Consider the following 24,622-nt stretch of genomic DNA (forward strand, 5'->3'; position numbering starts at 1 on the left):
CGTAAATTAGTCAGGTCGCCGTCAATGCGGCCTGCGGTCTGCGAATTAGCTGAAAACCCGCCGCGTGGCGGGTTTTCGTCTTTGGAAAATGGATTTACGCTGATCGAATTGATTGCGACGATCGTCATCATCGGAATTCTTGCCGTGGTTGTATTTCCGAAGTGGGATGGCGGTTCTGGTTTCGACGAGCGTGGTTTTCGTGACCGCGTTGTGGCCGGCTTGCGCTACGCCCAGAAATCTGCCATCGCCAGTCGGCGGACGGTTTGCGCCAGTTTTTCCTCGCCGCCGGCTAGCGTAACTTTTGCCATCTCGACTGCCAACGGAGCAGTGAATTGCGCGGCTGGCAATGCGCTATCCGGGCCGGAAGGTAATCCACTGGTCGTGACGGCAACCGGTAGCGTTACCTTTGCCGCCTTGCCGGCCGATGTGGTATTCGATGCCGGTGGGCGACCGGGCGGGGCTGCATCGATCAATGTCTCCGGGCTGCCCGCTGCGCTGGCGATCACCGTTGAGGCGGAAACGGGTTATGTCCATTAGGCCAGCCCTGCAGCGTGGCATCACGCTGATCGAGCAAATTGTGTTCATTGTTATCGTCAGCGTTGGCGTCATTGGCTTGGTGTCGGTCATGAATCCTGCCATCCGGGCCAGCGCCGATCCGATGCTGACCAAGCAACTCGTCGCCATTACTGAATCCTTGCTCCACGAGGTCATGCACCAACCGTTTACCTGGTGTGATCCGGACGATCCAGCGGCGTCGACGGCACAGTCTTACGGCGATTGCACTAACCCGCAGAACGCTTTCGGGCCGACGCCGGCCGGCGAAACTCGCTATGCGGCAGGGGCGGGAACAGCTTTTGACAATGTGGCGGACTATGGCGGTTTTTCCATGGCCAATATTGATGACCCTTCCGGCAGCAATGCCATGGCAGGCTATACCGCCAGCGTTGCTGTCGCGCGTGCCGGGACGGCTCTGGGGTTGGCCGATGACACGGCGGCGCTCAGTGTCACGGTGACCGTAACCCGCGGCACCGAAACCTTTTCTTTGACCGGCTATCGTTTTCGCTATGCGCCGCGCATTTGATTTTCGGCCGTTTTTTCGGGTTGACCGTGGATTCACACTGGTCGAGATGATCATTTCGATTGTCATCACCGGCATCATCGTTTCGATGGTGGCTATGTTCGGGCGCGGCCAGGTCGATGCCTACATCGATGCCGGCAACCGGGCCGAATTGTCGGACGCGGCCGATACCACCCTGCGCCGGATTGCTCGCGAACTGCAGTCGGCATTGCCCAATAGCGTGCGGCTTTCCGGCAACAACATTCTCGAGTTCGTGCCGATCCGCGATGCCGGGCGCTACCGTGTCGAGTTGAATTCCACCGGCGGCGGCGACCTTCTCAATTTCGCCAGCAATACCGACACGACTTTCGATGTCCTCGGGCCGCCGGTGACCATTCTGGCCGGCGACCAGCTGGTGATATTCAACCTCGGGCAAACGGGCTCGGATGTTTATGAAGGAACCAGCCGGCGGGCGGCGACTGCCGGTGTCGGCCTCAACAACATTACTTTCGCCCCGGCCGGCACGCAATTTCCGCTGGCTTCACCGCAAAACCGCTTCCAGATCGTTGGTGGCCCGGTGACCTATGAATGTACCGGGGCGGCGCTTGTCCGGCATTCCGGTTACGGTTTTCTCGCCGCGCAGCCCGTGGCATTTGGTGCGCTGGGCGGTGTGACCGCGGTGCTGGCCGACAACGTTACCGGTTGTGCCTTCAATTACACGCCGGCGATCCTCCAGCGCAACGGCCTGGTTGTCCTGCGCCTGACGCTGACGCGCAACGGCGAGTCGGTCGAGTTGCTGCATCAGGTCGATGTGCTGAATACGCCATGATTTCAATTTCGGGCAATTTTTCCGGTCGACCGTGGCATTCAGGAGTTTCGACTCCCGGACGCCAGCGCGGCGTCTCGATCATCACCGGCATCTTCCTGTTGCTGCTGATGTCGGTACTGGCCGCCGTCATCGCCAATGTCGTATCAACTGCACATGTAAACCAGGCGGCCGACATCGGTGGTGCGCGGGCCTATCAGGCAGCGCGGGCCGGCGCCGAGTGGGGCATGTTCCAGCTTGATCCGAATGCCCAGAGCGCCGGGCTGCCGGCCTGTGTCAACGGCACGCCGGCCATTCCGGGGCATGCGGTGACAGTCAATTGCCAGAGCTGGGATACCACCGAAGGCACTCGGCAGCTTCGTTTCTACCGAATTGTCTCGCGGGCGATTGCTGCCGGCGTCAAGGCGCCCGGCATCGAGCGGCAGGTTGAGGTGACGCTGGAAAAATGCCGGGATCCGATCAATGTGCCGGCGGCGCCTTTCGATTGCTAGGGGGCAAGAGAATGAACAAGCGATTTGTATCGAATGGCTGGATGAAACTGTGGGCAGCCATGCTGCTCCTGTCCTTCAGCCTGCTTGGTTGGGCACAGACCTACTCCTATCGCTCGGACACTTTCAGCTACGACACACCGTCTGCATCGGCGACGACGGTGACCTGGCATACTACCAATGCGTCGGCCTGCTCGGGATACCCGAATGGAGATGATGATTATGCCGACGCCAACATTACCAACGCCACTACGCCGGCCAATGATTTCACCTTCACCTTCGCTGGCGTGGCCTACACCTCGCTGCGCATTTACTCCAACGGGATGCTGACTTTCGGAACGGACAATTCCGGCCTGTGGCGTGACTTCGGCAACGCGACGTTGCCGGCTCCTGCGGTGGGGTCCTATTCCGGCAGTTGCCCTGGCGGAACTGCCACCAACATCATCATCCCGTACTGGACGGATATCGTTGCCGGAACGGCAAACAGCACCAGTGGCGCGTCGATCAAATATGAATTGCTTGGGACAAAGCCCAATCGGCGTTTCGTCATTTCATGGGTCAACGTCAAGCTCTACAACACGACCACGCGCTACAACTTCCAGGTCATCCTGTACGAAACCCCGACCACCGGCGGCAACAGCAACTTCAAGTTCCAATACACCAGCGGCAGTTCGACCGGCTCGGCCGCCACCGTCGGCGTTCAGGTCAGTTCAACTGACTACACCCAGTATTCCTACAACCAGGCCTATATCGACCCGACTGTAGGGACGGCCATTCTCTGGTATCCGTCGTCGCAATTTACCGGTAAGCAGGCCGAGTTTCGTTTCGATGAAGGTTTGTGGAACGGAACAGCCGGCGAAGTCGTGGATACCGCAACAGGCACCTACAACGCCCTGCGGACTGGGGGGGCAGTCAGTTCTTCGACCGGCAAGGTATGCCGGGGAGGGAGTTTTCCGTCGAATACCTCCAACGCGACAATCGATGCCGTGGCGACGACCATTGCACCAACATCGCAAGGCGCCATCGACTTCTGGTATCAATCGAACGTCAAATGGAATACATCGGGCTCCGATGTCATGCTGTTCGACGCAACCACAACCGCCGCGCGGCCCTTCTACCTGATGAAGACGGCAAGCGGAACGCTCAAGTTTGTCGTGACGGACTCGGCCGGAACCGTAACCACGCTGTCTTCTGCCGCACAGTCTTTCAACGCAGCAACCTGGCAACACGTCGGGGTCACGTGGAGCATCAATCCCGGTTCAAACCAGACCGTACTGAAAATATTCCTCAATGGCGTCCAAGCAACTTCAACGCGCTTTACCTCCGCAGCCGGTGCGATTACGGCGCTCTCATCGGTTTATATCGGCGACAACCGCAGCTCGGGAATTACCCCCTCTGGCGGGACGGGCAATAGCGCAAACGGGTTTATCGACGAGGTCAATTTCTACAACAAGGAAATCAACGCCACGCAGGCGCTGAACGACAAAAATGCCACCCGGACGAGTTGTACATCGATCGACCATTTCCACATCATGCATGCCGGCAGTGTGGTTAATTGCGATGCGGCCAGCGTGACGATCGAGGCACACGATGCGAGTCATAACCAGATATCGCTGTCCGGGACGCAGATCAACCTGACGACGAGTACCAACCACGGCGATTGGGCTCTGGTTACTGGCAACGGCGCGGTCTCCAATGCGGGAAATGGCGCGGCCAGTTACACCTTTAGTAACGAAGCGCTCATTGTGCTCGGCCTGCGCAACAGTTATGCCGAATCTATCAACATCAATGTGGCGGCCGGAACCTACACCGAGCATTCCGGTACGGCGGCCACTTGCGTGGCGGAAGACTACACGTCAGGGACGACTTGTGACGCAAACCTCGTGTTTACCCAAGCCGGGTTCCGCTTCGTCGACTCGGCCGGAAACTTTGTGACCAATCAGGTGGCCGGGACCAGTTCCGGCACCTATTACCTGCAGGCAGTCCGGAATACCTGTACGGCGGCGGGGGCCTGTACCGGAGTCTGTTCCTCGGTATTTCCGTCGGGTAGCGCGGTGGATATCGGACTGGCTTATGAATGCAGTGACCCGGCGACTTGCCAGAGCGGGCAGACACTGACCTTCGCGCCGGGCACCGGGGCGGGGTCGGCGGGCGGCATCGCCAGCAACGCTGCGGGGGCGGTGTCGTCTTCCGCTGGCTCTTATACGACCAAGTCGCTGACTTTCAATGCGACGGCAACCAACCCGCTACCGGCAGTGCCGTTTACTTTCAACTACACCGATGTCGGCAAAATTCGCATGTGGGTGCGTTACCCGGCAACCTCGACCAGCCCTACTGTGGCTGGTTCATCATCGTTGTTTGTCGTCAAGCCCTATAGTCTGCTGCTCACCGATATCAAGCAAACCGCATCGCCTTACACGGCGAATCCGGCGGCAGCGACGGCAGCAGGAAGTCGATTCGTGCGAGCCGGAGAAAATTTTTCTGCCACGGTTACTGCGGTCAACGCTTCCTGCGCGGCAAGCCTGAGTGGCTATTCGCTGCTGTCGAGCGTTCCAGCTACGTGCAGAACACCAAACTTTGGCCAGGAGACTACGCCGGTAGGCGTTTCCATCAGCAGTGCCCTGGTGACTGGTCTTAACCTGACCAACAATCCCGGGATTACCAATCCGTCGGCCTTTGGTGCATTTTCCTCTGGCTCGGCCACCGGGACTACCTTCACCTGGGACGATGTCGGGATAATCCGCCTGACCCCTGCGCTCAACGGAGGCGATTACCTTGGCAGCGGTGCGGTGGGGGCAACGGTCAGTGGCAATGTCGGCCGATTCTATGCTGATCATTTCAATGTGGCCGTGGCAACCCAATGCCCAGGTTTTGTCTATGGTGGGCAGACGGGGGCGCCAGCCGTGCCTGGCCAGCCTTTCTCGGTGACAGCGACGGCCTTGAATGCGAAGGGCGCGACAACGCCAAATTTCAATTCGACCAGCGGCTTCGCAAAAAGCGTGAACCTTTCTCTGGCAGCAGGGGGAGCATCTGGCAGCCTTTATGTTGATGCAGTCGCTGGCGGGAATGGCGCCATTCCCGCCAGCAAGTTTTCGGTCGGGATTGGGACGGTGGCCTTCAACGATGCAACTGGCAAGGTTTCCTATGTTTTCAACCCATTTCCAGCGGTGCCGACCGCGATAGCCGTGCATGCCGAAGATGCTGATTCGGCATCCGGTACCGCGCTGATGGCAGGTACCGACGGCTCGGCTACGGTTCGGGCGGGGCGCCTCTCCTTGAACAATGCCTACGGCAGCGAACTCATGCCCCTCGCTGTTCCGGCCAAGGTCCAGTACTGGTCGGCAAGCGGCTGGACAACCAACTTGGCAGACACATGTACGGCGCTGACTGTCCCGAGCAATGGAAATACGGGGCTGACCAATGTGCTTGCCACCAAGACGACAGCCAGTATTTCGTCGCCGGTTCTGGCCGGTGATTCGCGGCTGCGCCTGACTGCGCCGGGAGCGGGAAATCCCGGACTGGTCGATATTTCGGGCGCCATTTTGCGCGGGGCGAATAGCTGGCTGACCTTGTCGGCGCCCTCGGCGCGTGCTTGTTTTGGTGCCTGCGGTCCACGTTCTCCAGTAATCTATTTTCGCGAACGGTATTGATTCAAAAAACCATTGAAAAATAACGCGTTACTGGATATCCTTCTGAAAAAACTTAAGGTGTCGGGACAATGTGGCCGAATATTGGGGTGAAGTTCGAAGCGGGGTGGATGTCGGTTGTCCGGCACGGCGATCGCATTGACCTTGCCCATGTCATTCGCCCGGTTGGTAAACGCCCTGAGATCAAGCTTTGCGACTCGTTTCGCATTGAGAAGAGCGAGGGCGACGCCTTGTCCCGTCTTGGCCAGAGCCGCGGCCTGAAGCGCTACCGCTGCGCGGTCCTGCTTGGCGAGAACGATTACCGGCTGGTGCAGATTGACGCACCCGCCGTACCGGCTGAAGAGCGGGTGCAGGCCTTGCGCTGGCGTCTCAAGGATGTGGTTGATTTTCCGGTCGATGACGCGGCGATTGCCGTTGCCGACATTCCTACCGAAGGCGGGCGCCAGGCCAGCGTCTTCGCTGTCGTCGCGCCGGCCTCGGTGGTCGGTGAGCGGATGGCGCTGTTTCATGAAAAGAAAATTCCGCTCGAAGCCATCGATATTCCCGAAATGGCGGTGCGCAATGTTGCGGTGCTCTTCGAAGAGCCCAATCGCGGCCTGGCTTTCCTCGCTTTGACCCAGGGCGACAGCTTGTTGACCATCACCTGCGGTGGTGAGTTGTTCCTGTCACGGCGCATCGAAATCGATTCGGATGCCTTGGCCAAGGCAGATGAAGAGCGGCGCCGACAAATTCTTGAGCGTCTGGCGCTGGAACTTCAACGCACGCTGGACAATTTTGATCGGCAGTACGGTTTTATTTCGGTTTCGCGCCTGTTGGTGGCCTCCGAGTTCGACAGCGCCGGAACGGTTGCCGGGCTCATCGAGAACCTCTATTTGCCGGTACAGGCTGCGGATCTTGCTACGGTGGCCGATTTTGCGGGATTGCCTGAATTGCGTTCGGCCGAGCGTCAGGCGCAGAGCCTGCTCGCTATTGGCGCTGCGCTCAGGAGCGACGCATGAGCCAGCAGATCAACCTGATTCTGCCGGCCTTGCGGCCGCGTTTTGACTGGCTGGCCTTGCCGGTGGTCGCCGGTGCGGCTTTGGTCGGTCTTGTGATGGTCAGTATTCTGGCGGCCTTGGGTATGAATCAGGCGATGAATCTCAAGGCGCATGAGACCGAAATAAAGAACCAGTTGCTAGCCGCGCAGCAGCAAGTGCAGTCGTTCGGCCAGTCTCTTGCTGCCCGCCAGGGAGACACCTCGCTGGACCGCCAGATAACGGCGGTGCGCTTGGGTGTCACCCAGCGCCAGGAGGTGCTTGCCGTCATCGCCCAGGGCGATGTGACGCAGGGAAACGCGTATTCCGGCCTGCTGCAGGGATTTTCCCGACAGACCCTTGAAGGTGTCTGGCTCCTTGGCTTCAGCTTCGCCGACAAGGAAATCGAGATTCGCGGTCGACTGCTCGATCCGGCCTTGCTGCCGACCTATATCAACCGGCTCAACGATGAACCGGCCTTTGCCGGTCGTCGCTTTGCCGCGCTCGACATGAAGGGCGTCGATCCAGGCGACGAAAGGCGTGATGAAGCGCCTTCAGCCGCCCGAGTCAGGGCGCCGGCGCGTTATACCGAATTCGCCCTGCGTACTGAACTGGTCGCCGGGCAGGAGAGGGCGCGATGAAAGTACTGTGCCAGCAATGGAATCGCTTGTGCCGCCGATATGCAGCGTTGTCGCAGCGCGAACGTTTGTTTGTCGCGCTGGCACTGGTGCTTGGCCCGTTGCTGATCGGCAATGCGTTGTTTGTCGACCCGCAGTGGAGCCGCAGCAAGGCAATGCAGAATACCATCGCCACCGAGAGCGCTTCGTTGGCGGCCATGCAGACGCAGGCAGCCAGCCTGCAACAGGAATTGAAGATCGATCCGGATGCCGGCAAAAAGGCCGAACTGGCGGCCCTGATCGCTCAGCGTGATCAAATGGATGAGCAGTTGCGTCAGCAAGGCTCGACACTGGTTCGGCCCGAAGACATGAATGGCCTGCTCGAACGCCTGCTGGTTCGGCAATCGGGCTTGCGTCTGGTCAGTCTGAAAACGCAGGCGCCGCAAAGCGTGCTGCGCGAAAAAGAGGCGGCCAAGGAAACCGATGGCAAGCCGGTAGAGCGCTCCTTTGACCTTTATCGGCATGGCGTGGAAATCCGTCTCGAAGGCAGCTACAGCCAGCTTCATGGCTATCTGGCCCAGCTTGAAAAATTGCCGCAACGCCTGCTGTGGGGACAGTTGAGCTATCGCGTGATCGATTACCCGCGGTCCGAAATGACCCTGACCGTTTATACCCTGAGTCCGGACAAGACATGGTTGACCCTATGAGGCTGATTGCACTCGTCCTGCTTGTTGTTGCGACCTCGGCTACGGCCCAGTCGGCCGATCCGACGCGTCCACCGGCAGCCTGGCTGGCGCCGGTCGATGATGCCCGGTCTGCTGGCGAGAGCGCCGGCGGTTTGCGCTTGCAGTCGGTGCTGATGCGACAAGGCGGTCGGCCGGTTGCCGTGATCGGCGGCAAGACCGTTGCTTTGGGCGATCGGGTCGGCGGCGCGACGCTGGTCCGCCTGAATGAGCGCGAAGCTGTATTGCAGGGAGCGGATGGAGTGACCCATCTTTACCTGACCCCCGACGTTGAAAAACAGATGATTGAAACGCCCAAGCCCCGCAAGACGGGGAAAACCGGGCCAGTGAAGGGTCTGCCATGAGCAAGATTTTGATAATTGGATTGTCGGCACTGATGCTGAGCGCGTGCAGCAACCAGCATGCGCGTCGGGGTGATGCCTTCGAGCGTGCCGACAAGGAACTGGGCGCCGCCGCGGCAAGCAAGGCGACCCGGCCGCAGGGAGATGTCGTCGGTCAGGCCATGGTGCCACCGTTGCAACTCGATCAGCCGGCCGCAGCCAAGCCGGAGCCGCGCTTCAATCTGGCAGTGAACAATGCGCCGGTGGCTCAGGTTCTCAATGCCCTGGTCTCCGGTACCCAGTACAGCGTGCTGTTCCCGCCTGAATTGTCGGGCACGGTCAGCCTCAACCTGAAGAGCACGACGGTACGTGAGGCGCTTGAGACGCTGCGTGAAGTTTATGGCTATGACTACCGGGTCCAGGGCACTCGAATCTATGTTCAGCCCAATACCATCCAGACGCGTATTTTCAAGATCAACTACCTGGCCAATCGTCGTCAGGGTATGAGCGACATGCGGGTGACCGGCAGCTCGCCGACCACGTCCACGCCGTCGACGACCAGCGGGGCTTCAAGCGGGGCCGGCAGCATTCCGGCCGGAACCACGGGTGGCCAGCCGCAGCGGAGTAACGACAGTGCGCGTGTGCAGACCACTTCTGACTACGATTTCTGGAAAGATCTGGGCTCGGCGCTCAATTCCATCGTCGGTACCCAGGAAGGACGGAATGTGATCGTCAATGCCGGGTCGGGCGTCGTGCTCGTCAAGGCTTCGCCGGTCGAACTGCGGTCCGTCGATGAGTACCTGAAGGCAACGCAACTGGTGGTTGAACGCCAGGTCATGCTCGAAGCGAAGATCATCGAAGTATCGCTCAATGATTCGTATCAGACCGGTATCAACTGGAGCAAATTCGGCGGTCTGCTCGGTGGCCAGGTTGCCTTCGGTACTTTGGCGCCGGGGGCGTTACTGAGTGGTTCGGCGACTCTGGGCGGAGCGGCCACGGGCGTTACCGCGGGCACGGTCGTTAGCGCAGTGCCCGGGGCCAACGGTTCTATTGGTACGACTACCGCCGGCCGCGGCTTCTTCGGCCTGGCTTTCCAGTCGCAGAATTTTGCTGCGCTGCTTTCCTTCCTCGAAGGGCAGGGTGACGTGCAGGTGCTGTCCAGCCCGCGCATCGCCACGACCAACAACCAGAAGGCCGTGCTCAAGGTCGGTACCGATGATTTCTTCGTCACCGGCATCAGCACCAACACGACGACCAGCGCCGCCGGCAATGTCGTGACGCCGAACATCACACTGCAGCCCTTCTTCTCCGGGATTGCGCTCGATGTGACGCCGCAGATCGACGACGAGGGCAATATCATTTTGCACGTCCATCCCTCGGTCAGCGTCGTCGAGGAAAAGACCAAGAACGTCAATCTCGGCGATCTCGGCACCTTTACGCTACCGCTGGCCTCGAGCAGCATCAACGAAACCGACAGCATCGTCCGCGTCCAGGATGGCAGCATCGTCGCCATCGGCGGCCTGATGAGCCAGGAGCAGAACACCAGCCGCTACGGCCTGCCGGGCATCAGCGGTGTGCCGGGCCTGGGCGCCTTGTTCGGCCAGAAGAGCGTGTCCAACAAGAAGCGCGAATTGGTCATCCTGATGCGGTCAACGGTCATTCGTGACGAAAATTCGTGGCGCAATGCCTCGGCCGAAACGCAGGAGCGTGTCCAGGGTCTGGACCCGCGCCAGCAGCGCAAACTCGAATGGCAATGAAAGGTAGCGGGCAGCCTTGTATCTCGACCATTTCGGCCTGAGCGAACTGCCCTTCGGTATCACACCGGACACCAGTTACACGGTTATCACGCGCAGCCATCAGGAGGCGCTCAATACGCTGCTCGTCGCGCTCAATAGCGGCGAGGGATTCATCAAGATCACTGGCGAAGTCGGCACCGGCAAGACCCTGCTCTGCCGCCGCCTGCTGCAGGCCCTGCCGGAAGGCAGCGTGTCGGCCTACCTGCCCAATCCCTACCTCGCGCCGCGCACCCTGCAGCTGGCGCTGGCTGAGGAACTCGGCCTGGCCGTAAGCGCCGACAGCGACGACTATCACCTGCTGCAAAGCGTCAATCGGGCGCTGCTTGAACACGCGGCGGCGGATCGTCAGGTCGTCGTCTGCATCGACGAGGCGCAGGCCATGCCACTCGAAACGCTCGAATCGCTGCGCCTGCTGTCGAATCTGGAAACCGAGAAACGCAAGTTGCTGCAGATTGTTCTTTTCGGCCAGCCGGAGCTGGATCGCAAGCTGGCCGAGCCGTCGGTTCGCCAGTTGCTGCAGCGCATCGCCTTCCACTACCGGATTGGCGGGCTGGCGCGTGAAGAGGTCGCCAATTATCTGGCGCATCGCCTGCGCGTCGCCGGTTACCGTGGCGAGGACGTTTTCGGCTCGGGCGCCGTGCGCTGCCTGCACAAGGCCAGCCGGGGCACGCCGCGCCTGCTTAACATCCTGGCCCACAAATCGCTGCTCGCCGTTTTCGGCGAGGGAAAACATGCCGTGCGCCCAACCCACGTTCGTCGGGCGGCGGCCGATACCGAAGGTGCGGCTGCGGCCGGATGGTGGTGAGATGAGCCTGATCAACGACATGCTGCGCAACATCGAGGCCAAGCGCCCCGATGATCCGGCCCGGCAAAACCTGCAACGCGAAATCCGCTCGCTGCCGGCTGCCACAGCCGGTGCCGGACGCTGGCTGAAACCCTTGCTGCTGATCGGTGTGCCGGTCTTCGGCGCAGCCATGCTGCACGCCAACGGGCAATTGCTGCCCTTGCTTGGTCTCGAGACGGCCCCGCCTGTAGCGTCGGTGCCGGCCGTTGCCCCTCCGCCACCTCCGGTGCTGGCGCCGACCGTGGCGGCCAGCCCGGCGGTCGATGAGGCGCCCGTTCCGGAAAGCGATCTGCGTCTGGCATCGAATCTGGCCATACTCCCCCTGCCGGCTGAGCCGGTGCTGGCCGTGCCTGATCCCATTGTCCCGGTGGCGCCAGTCCCGTTGGCCAAAGCCGAAGTGGTGACTGCACCGGCGCCGGCTTCGACACCTGTTCCCGCTTCGCCGGCGGCCCATGTCGGACCGGTCAGGATCGAGAAAAGTCCCGTTCTGGCGACGCCGCGCGATCGCGCCGATGCCGAATATCGCAGAGCCGAAAATGCCCTGGCTGCAGGGCGCAGCGCCGAGGCTGTAGAAGGTCTGAAAGCCGCCCTCAAGCAGGACCCGGCCTATGTCCAGGTGCGCCAGATGTTGCTGCGCCAGTTGCTCGAAATGCGCAAGATCGAGGAGGCGATGACGGTCCTGCAGGACGGTCTCGAACTCCAGCCGGCGCAGATCGGTTGGGCGATGTCACTGGCCCGCCTGCAACTTGAGCAGCACGACGTTGCGGCGGCTGATCGCACGCTGGCCAAATCGCAGGTTTATGCCGAGGCCAGCGCCGACTATGCCGGCTTTCAGGGGCACGTCAAATCCCGCCTGGGCGCCAATCGCCTGGCTGTAACGCATTACCAGCGGGCGACCCGTCTGGCGCCCAATGAAGGCCGCTGGTGGCTTGGCCTGGGTCTCGCCCTGGAGGCCGATGGTCGTCTCGCCGAGGCCAAGGACGCCATGCGCCGCAGTATTGCGACGGCGACGCTGTCAGTCGAGTTGTCGGCCGTCGCTGAACAGCACTTGCGCTGAGTATCGACGGATCGTCGGGTTTCGGCCTGGTGCAGCGATTTCGATTTTTGCCCTTTTTTCCGGTTGACCGTGGGATGCCGCAACCTATGGGGGCAAAACCATATGGCGAGTAAAATTATCGCCATTGGCGGCGTCTGACTGCCAGAAAACAATAACAGACCAGGGAGGCAACATGCCAGTCAAACTCGTCCAGTCCACAGCGTCGGCTTATCAATATCCGCTGCTCATCAAGCAGTTGTTGCTGACCCCGCTGGCCGTCGCGCCGGATCAGGAAATCACTTACCAGGGCAAACGACGCTACAACTACCGCACGTTGAACGAGCGCATCGGCCGACTGGCCAGCGGTCTGGCCGGGCTGGGCGTCGAGGCCGGGCAGACGGTGGCGATGATGGACTGGGACAGCCATCGTTATCTGGAATGTTTCTTTGCCGTGCCGATGATGGGGGCGATCCTGCAGACGGTGAATGTCCGCCTGAGTCCGGAGCAGATCCTGTACACGCTGAACCACGCCCGGGCTGATGTGCTGCTGGTGAATAGCGAGTTCTTCCCGATTCTGGCGCAGATCGCCGGCGAGCTTGAAACGGTGAAGACCTTCGTGCTGTTCTCCGACGAGGCCGCCATGCCCGTCGCACCGGTAGCGATGGCCGCCGAATACGAGGCGCTACTCGCCGACGCTTCGCCGGCTTACAACTTCCCCGATTTCGACGAAAACGCCCAGGCGACGACTTTCTACACGACCGGCACGACGGGCAATCCGAAGGGCGTCTACTTCAGCCATCGCCAGCTGGTGCTGCACACGCTGGGTTGCGCCGCCGCGCTCGGCGGGGCCAATGCGCAGGGGCATATTCACCGCGAAGACGTGTACATGCCGATGACGCCGATGTTCCACGTCCACGCCTGGGGCTTCCCGTATCTGGCGACGATGCTGGGCGTCAAACAGGTTTATCCCGGGCGCTACCAGCCCGATGTGATCTGCCGGCTGATCGCCGAGGAGGGCGTCAGTTTTTCGCATTGCGTGCCGACCATTCTGCACATGATCCTGAGCCATCCGGCGGCCAAGACCACCGATTTCAGCGGCCTCAAAATCCTCATCGGCGGCGCGGCAATGCCGGAAGCCATGGCTATTTCGGCCCAGAAGCGCGGCATGGACTTATTCACCGGCTACGGCATGTCGGAAACCTGCCCGGTGCTCAGCCTGGCGCATCTCGACAGCGCCGACCTCAAGCTGTCGCTCGAGGAGCAGGCGGTGATCCGCGCCAAGACCGGCCGGCCGTTGCCGCTCGTCGATTTGCGCATCGTCGATCCGGAGATGGCCGACGTGGCGCACGATGGCAAGGCAACCGGCGAGGTTGTCGTCCGCGCCCCGTGGCTGACCCAGGGCTACGTCGGCGCGCCGGAGGCTTCCGAAGGTTTGTGGGCCGGCGGTTACCTGCACACGGCCGACATCGGCAACATCAACCCGGCCGGCTACCTCAAGGTCACTGACCGCATCAAGGATGTCATCAAGACCGGCGGCGAATGGACTTCCTCGCTGCAACTCGAAGACATCATCGCCAAGCACGAGGCGGTGCATGAGGTGGCCGTCATCGGCGTGCCTGACGACAAATGGGGCGAACGGCCGCTGGCGCTGGTCCTGCTCAAGCCGGAATTCGTCGGCCAGGTCACCGAGCACGCGCTGCGCAACTACGCTGCCCATGCCATCGAGGCCGCCGGGATTTCGCGTTACGGCGTCCTGCTTCAGGTCAGTTTCGTCAAGACCTTGGTCAAGACCAGTGTCGGCAAGATGAACAAGCGCCTGATGCGAGCCGATCCAGCGGCGCTCGTGTTATAAACCCTCTCATTAGCCCGGAACACCAACAACCATGAGCCACCACGAAAGTCCTGTCGTTTACGGAACCGAAGACATCCTGCGCAGCCTGTGCAATTCGATGACCAAGGTGCTGACCATCGCCACCCAGAGCCAGATCCACTATTCCGGCATGGTCCAGCGCATCACCAAGACCTGTCTGAAGCCGGACATTGGCTGCTTTGTTTTGTTCGATGGCGGCTTTTCCGGGCTGGTGGTCACCAATTTCTCGGCCGCGGCGGCAATGGAACTGTACGAGAGCTACATGCTGAGCATGGGCATGGCCAAGGACGAACTGGCCAGCTCGCATACCTCGGACGAGGTGGCGAACGTCATGGGCGAACTGATGAACCAGATCGTCGGCGATTTTACCGGCAAGGTGGCGCGCGAACTGCAAACGCACATTACCCAGAACCAGCCGAAGATGCTGGCCCTGACCAAGCAGGTCATGCTCAGCGTCGATACCAATCTCGACAAGCCGGAAGCCCGTCGCGTCACCTTCTTCACGGGTCGCAACAACATCTTTTATCTCGAACTGGCCATTGACCGCACCGAATTCATCAAGCTCAACGACTTCGAGAGCGAGGAGTTCGATCCGGATGCGCTGATCGAGCAGGCCAATGCAGCGAGCCCCGCCGCCGTGCCGCAGACGAGCACTGAGGCCAGCGATCAGGCCGACTTCCTCAAATCGCTCGGGATGTAGTTGCTGGCGATGCTTGGCCGCGGGTTTCCACGGTCAACCGGAAAAAACACCTTGTTTTGAAATCAGGCGTTTCAGCTGCCGGTCATGCCAGCCGGAAAGCAGGACCATCGCCGTGCTCGAACCAATCAGCGCCATGAACATGTCCGATTGCGTATCCCACTGGTCGCCCTGGGTGCCGAGGAATTCGTCGGCGCCCTGGCCCATGGCCAGCGCCGCGGCCCATTCGAGCAGCTCGTAGCTGGCGCTGATCGCCATGGCGATGCAGATGCACAGGAAGCCGGTCATCCGGCGTCCGACGACGTAACCGCCACGGATCAGGACTTCACGCGCCACCATGGCCGGCACGAAGCCCTGCAGCAAATGGCCGATCTTGTCGTAGGGGTTGCGCACCGTGCCGAGCAGGTCCTGCAGCCAGAAACCGAGCGGCACGCGGGCGTAGGTGTAGGCGCCGCCACCGATCAGCACCAGCGCGTGGATGGCGATGAGCACCGTGAGCAGCGTCGTCAGCGGGTAGCTTTGGCGCGTGGCGATCATCAGCGGCAGGGCAATCAGGACCGGCGCCACTTCCATGACCCAGGTCGCCCGATCGAAGGGAGCGATGCCGGAAACGACCAGTGCCGCGATGACGATGCCAGCCAGCGTGGCGTTCAGTGCGTTCCGGCTGTCCATGTCAGCCCTCGTTGCGGATCAGGTCGAGCAATTCGGCGCCGTAATGCTCGATCTTGGCGCTGCCCATGCCGGTGATGCCGGCCAACATGCCGTGGCTGGTCGGACGGACTTCGGCCAGTTCGCGCAGCGTCTTGTCGTGCAAAATAACGTAGGCGGGCACCGCCTGTTCCTTCGCCGTATCGCTGCGCCAGCCGCGCAGCAACTGGAAGAGCACCTCGTCGGCCGACGACAGTTCGCTATGAACGACCGTGCTGCTGCTCCGCGAAGACGACGATGAGGTTGCCTTGCGCTTGGCCGGCCGGCGCAGTTGCACCTGACGCTGGCCCTTGAGTACCTCACGGGCGTTGTCGGTCAGTTGCAACGCGCCGTGTTCGGCCATGTCGACGTGCACCAAACCTGCTGCGGCCAACTGGCGGAAGACGCTCTTCCAGCCATGGTCGTCGAGATCGGCGCCGACGCCGAAGGTCGGCAGCTGGTCGTGATGCCACTGCTTGATCTTGTCGGTCGCCTTGCCGCGCAGCACATCAGTCAAATGCGTGACACCGAAGCGCATGCCGGTGCGGAAGATGGCCGACAGCGCCTTTTGCGCTGCCAGCGTGCCGTCCCACAGTTCCGGCGGCTCGATGCAGACGTCGCAATTGCCGCAGGGCTCGCGCTCTTCGGCGAAATAATTGAGCAACACCTGGCGCCGGCAGCGCGGCGCTTCGCAGTAGGAGAGCAGGGCGGTCAGGCGCTGCGATTCGAGGATTTTCTGGCCTTCGCCGGCGCCCGATTCGGCGATGCGCGCATGCTGCAGCGCGACGTCCTGCATGCCGTAGGCCATCCACGCTTCGGCCGGTTCGCCATCGCGGCCGGCGCGGCCGGTTTCCTGATAATAGGCTTCGATGCTTTTCGGCAGATCGAGGTGGGCGACGAAGCGGACGTCCGGCTTGTCGATGCCCATGCCGAAGGCGATCGTCGCGCACATGATCAGCCCTTCCTCGCGCAGGAAACGGCGCTGGTTGGCGGCGCGCGTCGGGGCGGGCAGGCCGGCGTGGTAAGGCAGCGCCGGGTAGCCTTGGGCTGACAGCCATTCGGCCGTTTCCTCGACCTTCTTGCGCGACAGGCAATAAACGATGCCGGCCTGACCCTTGCGTCCGGTCAGGAAGCCGAGCAGTTGTTTCTTGGCGTTGTCCTTTTCGACGACGGTGTAGCGGATATTCGGGCGGTCGAAGCTGGACAGGAAAACGCGCGCTTCGGTCAGACCGAGGCGGACCAGCATTTCGTTCTGCGTCGCCTTGTCGGCCGTGGCGGTCAGCGCGATGCGCGGGACGTTCGGATAGCGTTCGTGCAGCGTCGATAGCTGCAGGTATTCCGGGCGGAAATCGTGGCCCCATTGCGAGACGCAGTGCGCCTCGTCGATGGCGAACAGGGCGAGCTTGCCGGCTTCGTAGAGGGCGTCGATCATCGACAGCGTGCGGTCGATCAACAGGCGTTCCGGCGCGATATAGACGAGGTCGATCTGGCCGGCGAACATTTGCTGCTCGATTGCCTGCGCCTCGCGCCAGTCGAGCGTCGAATTCAGGCAGGCAGCCTTGACGCCAAGCTGGGTCAGGGCATCGACCTGATCCTGCATGAGCGCGATGAGCGGCGAGACGACGATGGCGCAGCCCCGGCGGAGCAGGGCGGGAATCTGGTAGCACAGACTCTTGCCGCCGCCGGTCGGCATGAGCACGAGTGCATCGCCACCGCGACCGATGTGGTCGATGATTTCGGCCTGGGCGCCACGGAAGGCGGGATAGCCGAAGACGTCGCGCAGAATGGCGAGGGCGGAGGTGGTTTCCACGGTCAACCGGAAATTTTGGTCAAAATTGAAATGCTCACAGGATGGCTTCGCGGCTCAACTGTTCGCCATCCCAGACCAGCGCTTCGGCACGCTCTTCGTGCCAGTCGGACAATACCCAGCGTTCGACATGAATGCCATCGACGATGTGGTCATGCTTTTCCGGTCGGTGCGTGTGGCCGTGAATGAAGGTGGCGTAGCCGTGTTCGCGCAGGAAATCGTCGGTGGCCGGACCGTTGAGGTCGGCGTAAACGTAGGCGTGGTCGCGCTTGCGCCGGGCGCTGCGCCAGCGGATGTAGCGGCCGAGCAGGCTGCGCAGGAAACGCGGCTTGGCGCGCATCTTCCGCTGCCATTCCGGGTCGCGCACCTTGGCGCGATAGGCCATGTAGGCATGGTCGTCGATGCACAGGGCGTCGCCGTGCGAGAGCACGAAGGACCACTCGGGCAGGACCAGCAAATAGGGGTCTGGCAGCAGCGCCATGCCGGCGGCCGCAGTGAATTGTTCGCCGATGGCGAAATCGCGGTTGCCGTGCATGAAGCAGATTTTCAGTCCGGCATCGCTGGCAGCGCGCAGGGCGGCAGTGATCTGCGCGGCGTAGGGATCGTCGATGTCATCGCCGACCCAGACTTCAAAAAGGTCGCCGAGGATGTACAGCGCCTCGGCCTGGCGGGCACGGCCGGCCAGAAAGCTCAGGAACAAACGAGTCGCCCCGGGTGACCGGGGCGACAGGTGCAGATCAGAGATGAAGAAGATCAAACGATCTCGGCCTTCTCGATGATCACATCTTCAGCCGGGACGTCCTGATGGAAACCCTTGTTGCCGGTCTTGACGGCGCGGATCTTGTCGACGACATCGAGTCCTTCGACGACTTCGCCGAACACGCAGTAGCCCCAGCCCTGGCCGGACGGCGACTTGAAGTCGAGGAAATCGTTATCGACGGTGTTGATGAAGAACTGGGCGGTGGCCGAGTGCGGGTCGCCGGTACGGGCCATGGCAACCGTGCCGCGCTTGTTCTTGAGGCCATTGGCAGCCTCGTTTTCGATAGGATCCTGGCACGGTTTCTGGCCCATGCCCGGCTCCATGCCGCCGCCCTGGATCATGAAGTTCTTGATGACGCGGTGGAAAATGGTGCCGTTGTAATGGCCGGCTTCAACGTAGGCGATGAAGTTGGCAACGGTCTTCGGGGCCTTCTCGGCGTTCAGTTCGAGCGTGATGTCGCCGTGGTTGGTGGTGAGCTTGATTTTGGACATTGGGGATCCTTATTTATCGGAGATGATTTTGACGTTCTGGATGACAACCGGAGTCGTCGGAACGTTTTCGTAATAGCCAGCGTTGCCGGTCGGCACCTTGGCAATCTTGTCGACGACATCCATGCCCTGGGTGACCTTGCCGAAGACGGCATAGCCCCAGCCGCGCGGGTCGGCTGATGTGCGGTGGTTCAGTGCGTCATTGTTCTTGAGGTTGATGAAGAACTGGACGCGGGCTGAATGCGGGTCCGGCGTCCGGGCCATGGCGATCGTGCCACGGTCATTGGCCAGGCCGCTGGTCGATTCGTTGGGCAGGGCCGGGGTCAGCGTCTTTTTCTCTTCCATGGCCCGGTTGAAGCCGCCGCCCTGGATCATGAAGCCATCGATGACGCGGTGGAAAATGGTCGCCTCGTAAAAGCCGTGCTTGGCGTTGTAGAGGAACATTTCGACCGTTTTCGGGGCTTTTTCGGGGAACAGCTCAAGCGTGATCTTGCCATGGTTGGTCGTTATTTCGACGGTCGGGGCAGCCCACACGGCGAGCGAGACGAGCAGGCCGGCGGCGAGGGCGGAGACTTTTTTCAACATCAGGCACTTCCTTCGTAAATGATTTTCCACTGGTCGCCTTCACGCAGCCAGTACTGGCGTTTCTTCATCTGGTTGTTGAGGTTGTTGCTGCGGTAGTCCTGATCAAACGTCACGACGACGACTTCTTCCTTGCCCGGGTTGCGGAATACGGAGAGATTGTCGATCTTGAGCTTGATCCATTCCTTGCCGGCATTGACCTGCTTTTTCTGGGCGGAAAACTCGGCGAAATCCTGCTCGCCGGCCTTGAAACGCTTCGAATAATGGGTCAGGTAGCGCTCGGTATCGCGGCTTTCCCAGTCGGCGCGCCAACTGTCGATCGAGTTGTTCAACTCGCTGCGCTCTTTTGCCCAGTCGTCAAGCGACAGCCATTCGACCGAGTTGCTGATGATCACCGGCGTCAGGCCAACCTGCAGGTTCTTGGCGACGACGTCGAGATCCTGGTTGGTCAGCACGACGCAGCCATCGGAAGCGCGCGGCGGACGGGCAAAAGTGTCGGACGGCGTGCCGTGCAGCCAGATGCCGCTGCCGCCACGACCCTGCCGCTTGTCCCATTCGTTGGGGTAATTGAGCGGAAAGGCGCCGTTGCCGTAGAGATCGGCCAGCTTCTGGCGGGGCAGATTGGCCGTGACGTGATAAACGCCAACCGGAGTCTTCTTGTCGCCCTCGGCCAGCTTTTCCGCGCCCAGCTTGCCCTGGGTGACGTAGTAGTCGGCGACAAAGCGCGGCTGGCCACCGTTCTTTAGATCGTTTTCGTAGAGGTAAAGGCGCGAGCGCTTGGTGTCGACGACGATGGCGAAACGTTGGTCCGGCTGCATCTGAAGCAGGTAGCGCGGTACGAAATCGGCCGGCGGTTTTTCGCGATAGGCGGCGAGGCGGGCGATGGCTTCGGCGCGCAGGTCGGCAACCTTGTCGGCCGGTGCATCGGTCAAGGCGCCAAAGGTGTTGATTGGCTGCTTGCGGGCCAGCAACAGGTCGCCCTTGATCAGGTGGGCCAGCCGGTAGTTCGGGTGCTGACGCAGCAGGTTTTCGGTCAGTTGCAGCGCATTGCTCAGGCGATTGCCTTCGATTTCGGCAAAAATACGCGTCAATGCTTCTTCCGGCCCGGAGTCGGAAACAACAAGGGGCAGGGTGGAACTCTGGCTGGATGCATCGGGCGTTGTCCGCGCCAAGGCAATTGCAGAGAGTTCGTTGATGGTGACAGGGGTAGTCGCCGGCTGGTCTTTAAGCCGGGCTGCCGCACCGGCGGCCAGGGCGACCGCCAGTCCGGACAGAACTAATTTACGGCCTAATTTCACCGTGCGTTTTCTTCCTTGATCAGCCACTTGCTACCGGCCCGGACGAAGACCAGCGTCTTGGTCGTCGAGCTGCTCAGACCGGTTGCCTTGTAGTGCTGGCGGAACTTGGCGGTGGCCTTGTCGCCATTGATGGTGACTTGCGGCGTATCGAAGGAAATCGAGATCTTGCCACCCTTGCCGGCGATGCGCTGTTCGCGTTCCTGTTCCCAGGCCTTGCGGTTCATGCCCTTCGGCGTGTTGAACTCATGCGCATAGGCGCCAAGGTAGGCGCGCATGTCCTTGCGCGACCAGGCGTCGGCCCAGGCGTTCATGGCCTTGACGACATCGTCGCTGCCGGCAACGGCCTTGGCGGGCGCCGGGGCTGGGGTCGGTGCAGCGGCCGGAGCTGGCGTCGGTGCTGTAGCGACCGGAGCGGGCGCTGCGGCAACCGTTGTCGGCTTGCTGGCTGGTGAGGCGGAGGCCGCGCCCGGGGTCGAGGCGACGATGGTTGCGTTCGGCGCGGCGGCGACGGCCGGCTTGGCGACAACGGCGGCGACCGGTGCGGCTGGAGCAACCGGAGCGGCGGCAACCGTAGCCGCCTGTGGCTTGACGTTGCCCTTGCCGGAGGTGGTGATCAGGTCGCGGATCAGGGCCAGCTTGTTCTGCGTCGTCGAATTGGAGTTGTCGAGCTGCAGCGCCTTGTCGTAGGCCTGGCTGGCCAGCTTGGCGTAGACGTCGCCGAGGTTTTCGTAAGCGATGGCGTAGGACGGATGAGTCCTTATTGCCATTTCGAGCGCCGTGCGGGCCTTGTCGTACTGCTTTTGCTGAGCGTAGAGCACGGCGAGGTTGTTATAGGGTTCCGGCAGTTCCGGGTAATCCTCGGAAAGCTTGGTGAACACGCTGATGGCGTCGGCCGGCTTGTTCATCTCGGTATAGATCAGACCTTTCAGGAAGCGACCCTGGGCATCCTTGGGGCGGCTGCTCAGGTAGGCATCGACTTTTTCGAGAGCCTGCGGATACTGGCCTTGCTTGATCAGGCGCTGGACTTCCGGCAGGTTGTCGGCAAACGCCGGTACGGCAAAGCCGATGGCCAGGCCAATCGCCATTGCACGCAACGTCTTGAGCTTCTGAAAACGGGGCTGGAGCAGGGAAATAGAGGTCATCGCTATGCTATACTTTTCGAGGTTATACAATCTTCCGATTCTACCAAAAATGCCGGTGATTCCATAGGGATTAGCAAGCCGGCCAAGCCCGGTCTCACTCCCCGCATGCTCAAGATATACAACTCACTCAAGCGCGAAAAACAGGTTTTTACCCCGATCGAAGCGAACAAGGTTCGCATGTATGTCTGTGGCATGACGGTCTATGACTATTGCCACCTCGGTCATGCCCGGGTCATGGTTGTCTTCGACATGGTTTATCGCTGGCTCAAGGCGAGCGGCTACGACGTCACCTACGTCCGCAACATCACCGACATTGACGACAAGATCATCAGGCGCGCCATCGAGAATGGCGAGACGATCCAGCAACTGACCAACCGTTTCATCGCCTTCATGCACGAGGATGCCGATGCGCTCGGCGTTCAGCGTCCTGACTTCGAGCCGCGGGCGACCGACTACGTGCCGGAAATGCTCGATCTGATCGGCAAGCTCGAAGCCAAAGGCCTCGCTTACCAGGCAACCGATGGCGACGTGAATTACGCGGTACGCAAGTTCGAGGGCTACGGCAAGCTGTCCGGCAAGTCGCTTGATGATCTGCGCGCCGGCGAGCGCGTCGAGGTCGATTCGGCCAAGCAGGATCCGCTCGATTTCGTGCTCTGGAAACACGCCAAGCCCGGTGAGCCGGCCTGGGAATCGCCGTGGGGCGAAGGTCGTCCGGGTTGGCACATCGAATGTTCGGCCATGAGCTCAAAGCTGCTCGGCAATCATTTCGACATCCACGGCGGTGGGCAGGATTTGCAGTTCCCGCACCACGAAAACGAGATCGCCCAGTCTGAAGGGGCGCATCAGTGCTCCTTCGTCAATTATTGGATGCACAACGGTTTCGTCCGTGTCGACAACGAGAAGATGTCCAAGTCTCTGGGCAATTTCTTCACCATCCGCACGGTGCTCGAGCAATTTGATGCCGAAGTCGTCCGCTTCTTCATCCTGCGCGCCCATTACCGCAGCCCGCTGAATTATTCGGACGCCCACCTCGACGATGCCAAGCGCAGTCTGGACAGCCTGTATTTCACGCTGCGCGACGTGCCGGCGGTGGCTGTCGAGATCGATTGGAAAAATGATTTCGCGGCCCGTTTTGCCGCTGCTCTGAACGAGGATTTCGATTCGCATGGCGCCATTTCGGTGCTCTTCGAACTGGCCGCCGAGGCCAATCGTCAGAAGAGTGGCGAACTGTCCGGCCTGCTCAAGGCGCTGGGCGCGGTGATCGGCTTGCTTGAGCGGGAGCCGATGGCTTATTTGCAGGGTGGTGGGGCGGCTGGCGGCCTCGACGAGGCGGCTATCGAGCAGATGATCGCCGATCGGGCGGCGGCCAAGAAAGCAAAGAATTTCGCCGAGTCGGATCGTATTCGCGATGAATTGAAGGCGGCGGGTATTGCGCTGGATGATAGTCCGCAGGGGACGACCTGGCGGAGGGCCTGATTTCGAGGCCCTTTCCCGAGTTGGCGGTTGATCAATTTGGCATGGGGTTACGCCCTTGCGGGGCGTCTTACTTTCTTTTGCTTCGTCAAAAGAAAGTAAGACCGCCAGCAAGGCGGAACCCCAAGCCAATCGACGCTATATCGACAAAATATGGGGCTCTGCCTGGGCCAGAATGAGGCTTGGCTGAACAGCGTTACCCGGTGCTACTTCAGAATCTTCCCGCCTTGCCCAATAACCGTCAGTTCAACAAAACGCGAACCGAGCCGGGTGTTCGGCCCGTAGTTGATGCGATAGCCGCCAAGATCAGCCCCGTTCATGCTTTCCAGCGAACTCACCAGTTTCTCGCGGCTGAGATCCTTGCCGGCCCGCTTGAGGCCTTCGATCATGGTTCTCGCCATCAGGTAGCCTTCCATCCCGTAGTAGGAATAGGCGCCCTTGCTGGAGAGTTTGTGATAGTCGCGGACGACCGGTACGACGTCGTTCCACGGATAGGGAACAACCTGCGAAACGCCGATGCCGCGGGAGTCGGGGCCGAGTTCCTGGACGAGCAGTTCGGCGCCAACCGGCGACAAGGTCATCAGCATCGGGTGCTGGCCAAGCTTTTTCATGGCTTTGACGAAGGCGGCGGTCGGCTTGTACAGGGTGACCATGACCACTGCTTGCGGTGTCGTCTTGGCGATGGCTTCGACGGCCTTGGTAACGTCTACCGAGTTGCGCTCGACGGTGCCGACGGAGGATGGAGCCAGGTTATGTTTTTTGAGGGCGGCGGTGACGCCATCCAGCCCGGATTTGCCGAAACCGTCGTTCTGGTAGAAGACGGCGATATTCTTGAGGCCGAGCGAGACCATCTGGTTGACGATGACCTCGGCTTCGTCGGCATAGCTGGCGCGGACGTTGAACATGTAGCGCGCATTCGGATTGGTGGCTAGCGATTCGCGCAGGGTGGCGGCGCCGGAAATGGTGCCGACCAGCGGCACTTTGGCCGGGCCGAAGACGGTATTCATGGTTTCGGTCGTCGGGCTGGAGCCGTAATAGGCGAGCAGCGCGAAGACATTTTTTTCCTTGATCAGCGTCTTGGTGTTGGCGACCGTGCGCTCGGTTTCGTAACCGTCGTCAAGGGCGATCAGTTCAAGCTTGCGACCGTTGATGCCGCCGGCCTTGTTGACCTGCTCGAAATAGGCGCTGATGGTCTGCCGCATGTCCAGTCCATAGGCGCCATTCGGACCTGACAAGGGGGCAGACATGCCGAGCGTGATCGTCGTGTCGGTGACGCCGGGCTCGGCCCAGCACAGCGTGGAAAAGGCAATTGCACCAACGGCGGCCAGTCGTTTGAGGACTCGCATTGTTTTTTCTCCCCCTGATAGATCAATCGATTCTAACAGTCGGGGATATTACCGGGAACAGGCTTGGCCGGACTTTCGGCAATTT

The 24,622-nt window shown here is 61.0% G+C and carries 23 protein-coding genes; 15 read left to right on the plus strand and 8 right to left on the minus strand.

What is annotated here, in order from left to right:
• Positions 1 to 24 precede the first annotated feature (24 nt).
• The 14 genes from WBK19_RS12745 to WBK19_RS12810 all read left to right on the plus strand — a co-directional run bounded on the left by WBK19_RS12745 (position 25) and on the right by WBK19_RS12810 (position 14,957).
• Positions 25 to 537, plus strand: a complete 513-nt coding sequence (locus tag WBK19_RS12745) for a pilus assembly FimT family protein (protein ID WP_511290265.1) — start codon at positions 25 to 27, stop codon at positions 535 to 537.
• Positions 527 to 1,081, plus strand: coding sequence for a type IV pilus modification PilV family protein (locus WBK19_RS12750; RefSeq protein WP_511290267.1), 555 nt, complete (start codon positions 527 to 529; stop codon positions 1,079 to 1,081). Before WBK19_RS12745 ends, WBK19_RS12750 begins: the two co-directional genes overlap by 11 nt.
• Complete coding sequence (locus WBK19_RS12755; protein WP_511290269.1) at positions 1,065 to 1,886, plus strand: prepilin-type N-terminal cleavage/methylation domain-containing protein; 822 nt, start codon at positions 1,065 to 1,067, stop codon at positions 1,884 to 1,886. The genes WBK19_RS12750 and WBK19_RS12755 overlap by 17 nt, the downstream gene beginning before the upstream one ends.
• Positions 1,883 to 2,374: a hypothetical protein gene (locus WBK19_RS12760; protein WP_511290271.1), complete on the plus strand. Its 492-nt coding sequence runs from the start codon at positions 1,883 to 1,885 to the stop codon at positions 2,372 to 2,374. Before WBK19_RS12755 ends, WBK19_RS12760 begins: the two co-directional genes overlap by 4 nt.
• Positions 2,375 to 2,385: 11 nt before the next feature.
• Positions 2,386 to 6,021: an NIDO-like domain-containing protein gene (locus WBK19_RS12765; RefSeq protein ID WP_511290273.1), complete on the plus strand. Its 3,636-nt coding sequence runs from the start codon at positions 2,386 to 2,388 to the stop codon at positions 6,019 to 6,021.
• Positions 6,022 to 6,089: 68 nt separating this feature from the next.
• Positions 6,090 to 7,016 carry a hypothetical protein gene (locus WBK19_RS12770; protein ID WP_511290275.1) on the plus strand — a complete coding sequence of 309 codons (927 nt, stop codon included), beginning with the start codon at positions 6,090 to 6,092 and terminating at the stop codon, positions 7,014 to 7,016.
• Positions 7,013 to 7,672, plus strand: a complete 660-nt coding sequence (locus WBK19_RS12775) for a PilN domain-containing protein (protein ID WP_511290277.1) — start codon at positions 7,013 to 7,015, stop codon at positions 7,670 to 7,672. The genes WBK19_RS12770 and WBK19_RS12775 overlap by 4 nt, the downstream gene beginning before the upstream one ends.
• Positions 7,669 to 8,355: a hypothetical protein gene (locus tag WBK19_RS12780; protein ID WP_511290279.1), complete on the plus strand. Its 687-nt coding sequence runs from the start codon at positions 7,669 to 7,671 to the stop codon at positions 8,353 to 8,355. Before WBK19_RS12775 ends, WBK19_RS12780 begins: the two co-directional genes overlap by 4 nt.
• Positions 8,340 to 8,735 (plus strand): hypothetical protein, encoded by a 396-nt coding sequence (locus WBK19_RS12785; protein WP_511290280.1) that lies wholly within the window; start codon positions 8,340 to 8,342, stop codon positions 8,733 to 8,735. The genes WBK19_RS12780 and WBK19_RS12785 overlap by 16 nt, the downstream gene beginning before the upstream one ends.
• Positions 8,732 to 10,468, plus strand: a complete 1,737-nt coding sequence (gene mshL / locus WBK19_RS12790; protein ID WP_511290282.1) for a pilus (MSHA type) biogenesis protein MshL — start codon at positions 8,732 to 8,734, stop codon at positions 10,466 to 10,468. The genes WBK19_RS12785 and mshL overlap by 4 nt, the downstream gene beginning before the upstream one ends.
• Before the next feature lie 16 nt (positions 10,469 to 10,484).
• On the plus strand, positions 10,485 to 11,312 hold the full coding sequence (locus tag WBK19_RS12795) for an ExeA family protein (RefSeq protein WP_511290284.1): 828 nt from the start codon (positions 10,485 to 10,487) through the stop codon (positions 11,310 to 11,312).
• 1 nt (position 11,313) lies between these two features.
• The gene (locus WBK19_RS12800; RefSeq protein ID WP_511290286.1) at positions 11,314 to 12,408 is read left to right on the plus strand and encodes a tetratricopeptide repeat protein; all 1,095 of its coding nucleotides are present in this window, start codon (positions 11,314 to 11,316) and stop codon (positions 12,406 to 12,408) included.
• Between the two features lie 172 nt (positions 12,409 to 12,580).
• On the plus strand, positions 12,581 to 14,239 hold the full coding sequence (locus WBK19_RS12805; protein ID WP_511290288.1) for a fatty acid--CoA ligase: 1,659 nt from the start codon (positions 12,581 to 12,583) through the stop codon (positions 14,237 to 14,239).
• Positions 14,240 to 14,270: 31 nt separating this feature from the next.
• Positions 14,271 to 14,957, plus strand: coding sequence for a DUF3334 family protein (locus WBK19_RS12810; protein ID WP_511290290.1), 687 nt, complete (start codon positions 14,271 to 14,273; stop codon positions 14,955 to 14,957).
• Positions 14,958 to 14,990: 33 nt separating this feature from the next.
• On the opposite strand, the gene WBK19_RS12815 is transcribed toward WBK19_RS12810, so the two are convergent.
• Genes WBK19_RS12815 through WBK19_RS12845 form a run of 7 tightly spaced genes read right to left on the minus strand, consistent with a single transcriptional unit; the run spans position 14,991 to position 21,718 of the window.
• Positions 14,991 to 15,626 carry a DUF2238 domain-containing protein gene (locus tag WBK19_RS12815; protein ID WP_511290292.1) on the minus strand — a complete coding sequence of 212 codons (636 nt, stop codon included), beginning with the start codon at positions 15,624 to 15,626 and terminating at the stop codon, positions 14,991 to 14,993.
• 1 nt (position 15,627) lies between these two features.
• Positions 15,628 to 17,451 (minus strand): DNA helicase RecQ, encoded by a 1,824-nt coding sequence (gene recQ, locus WBK19_RS12820; protein ID WP_511290294.1) that lies wholly within the window; start codon positions 17,449 to 17,451, stop codon positions 15,628 to 15,630.
• A 34-nt stretch (positions 17,452 to 17,485) separates the two neighbouring features.
• A complete protein-coding gene (locus tag WBK19_RS12825; protein WP_511290296.1) occupies positions 17,486 to 18,205 on the minus strand; it encodes a UDP-2,3-diacylglucosamine diphosphatase in 720 nt (239 codons plus the stop codon).
• Positions 18,202 to 18,699: a peptidylprolyl isomerase gene (locus WBK19_RS12830; RefSeq protein ID WP_511290298.1), complete on the minus strand. Its 498-nt coding sequence runs from the start codon at positions 18,697 to 18,699 to the stop codon at positions 18,202 to 18,204. The genes WBK19_RS12825 and WBK19_RS12830 overlap by 4 nt, the downstream gene beginning before the upstream one ends.
• Positions 18,700 to 18,708: 9 nt before the next feature.
• On the minus strand, positions 18,709 to 19,281 hold the full coding sequence (locus WBK19_RS12835) for a peptidylprolyl isomerase (protein ID WP_511290300.1): 573 nt from the start codon (positions 19,279 to 19,281) through the stop codon (positions 18,709 to 18,711).
• On the minus strand, positions 19,281 to 20,576 hold the full coding sequence (locus tag WBK19_RS12840) for a L,D-transpeptidase family protein (RefSeq protein WP_511290302.1): 1,296 nt from the start codon (positions 20,574 to 20,576) through the stop codon (positions 19,281 to 19,283). The genes WBK19_RS12835 and WBK19_RS12840 overlap by 1 nt, the downstream gene beginning before the upstream one ends.
• A complete protein-coding gene (locus WBK19_RS12845) occupies positions 20,573 to 21,718 on the minus strand; it encodes a nuclear transport factor 2 family protein (RefSeq protein WP_511290304.1) in 1,146 nt (381 codons plus the stop codon). Before WBK19_RS12845 ends, WBK19_RS12840 begins: the two co-directional genes overlap by 4 nt.
• A gap of 105 nt (positions 21,719 to 21,823) precedes the next feature.
• On the opposite strand from WBK19_RS12845, the gene cysS reads away from it, so the two are divergent.
• Positions 21,824 to 23,194 carry a cysteine--tRNA ligase gene (gene cysS / locus WBK19_RS12850; RefSeq protein ID WP_511290306.1) on the plus strand — a complete coding sequence of 457 codons (1,371 nt, stop codon included), beginning with the start codon at positions 21,824 to 21,826 and terminating at the stop codon, positions 23,192 to 23,194.
• Between the two features lie 203 nt (positions 23,195 to 23,397).
• Here cysS and WBK19_RS12855 read toward each other — a convergent pair whose 3' ends face one another.
• Positions 23,398 to 24,537, minus strand: a complete 1,140-nt coding sequence (locus WBK19_RS12855) for an ABC transporter substrate-binding protein (protein WP_511290307.1) — start codon at positions 24,535 to 24,537, stop codon at positions 23,398 to 23,400.
• Positions 24,538 to 24,622 lie beyond the last annotated feature (85 nt).

Origin of the sequence: Azonexus sp. (genome assembly GCF_049652925.1) — a bacterium.
Taxonomy (GTDB): domain Bacteria; phylum Pseudomonadota; class Gammaproteobacteria; order Burkholderiales; family Rhodocyclaceae; genus Azonexus.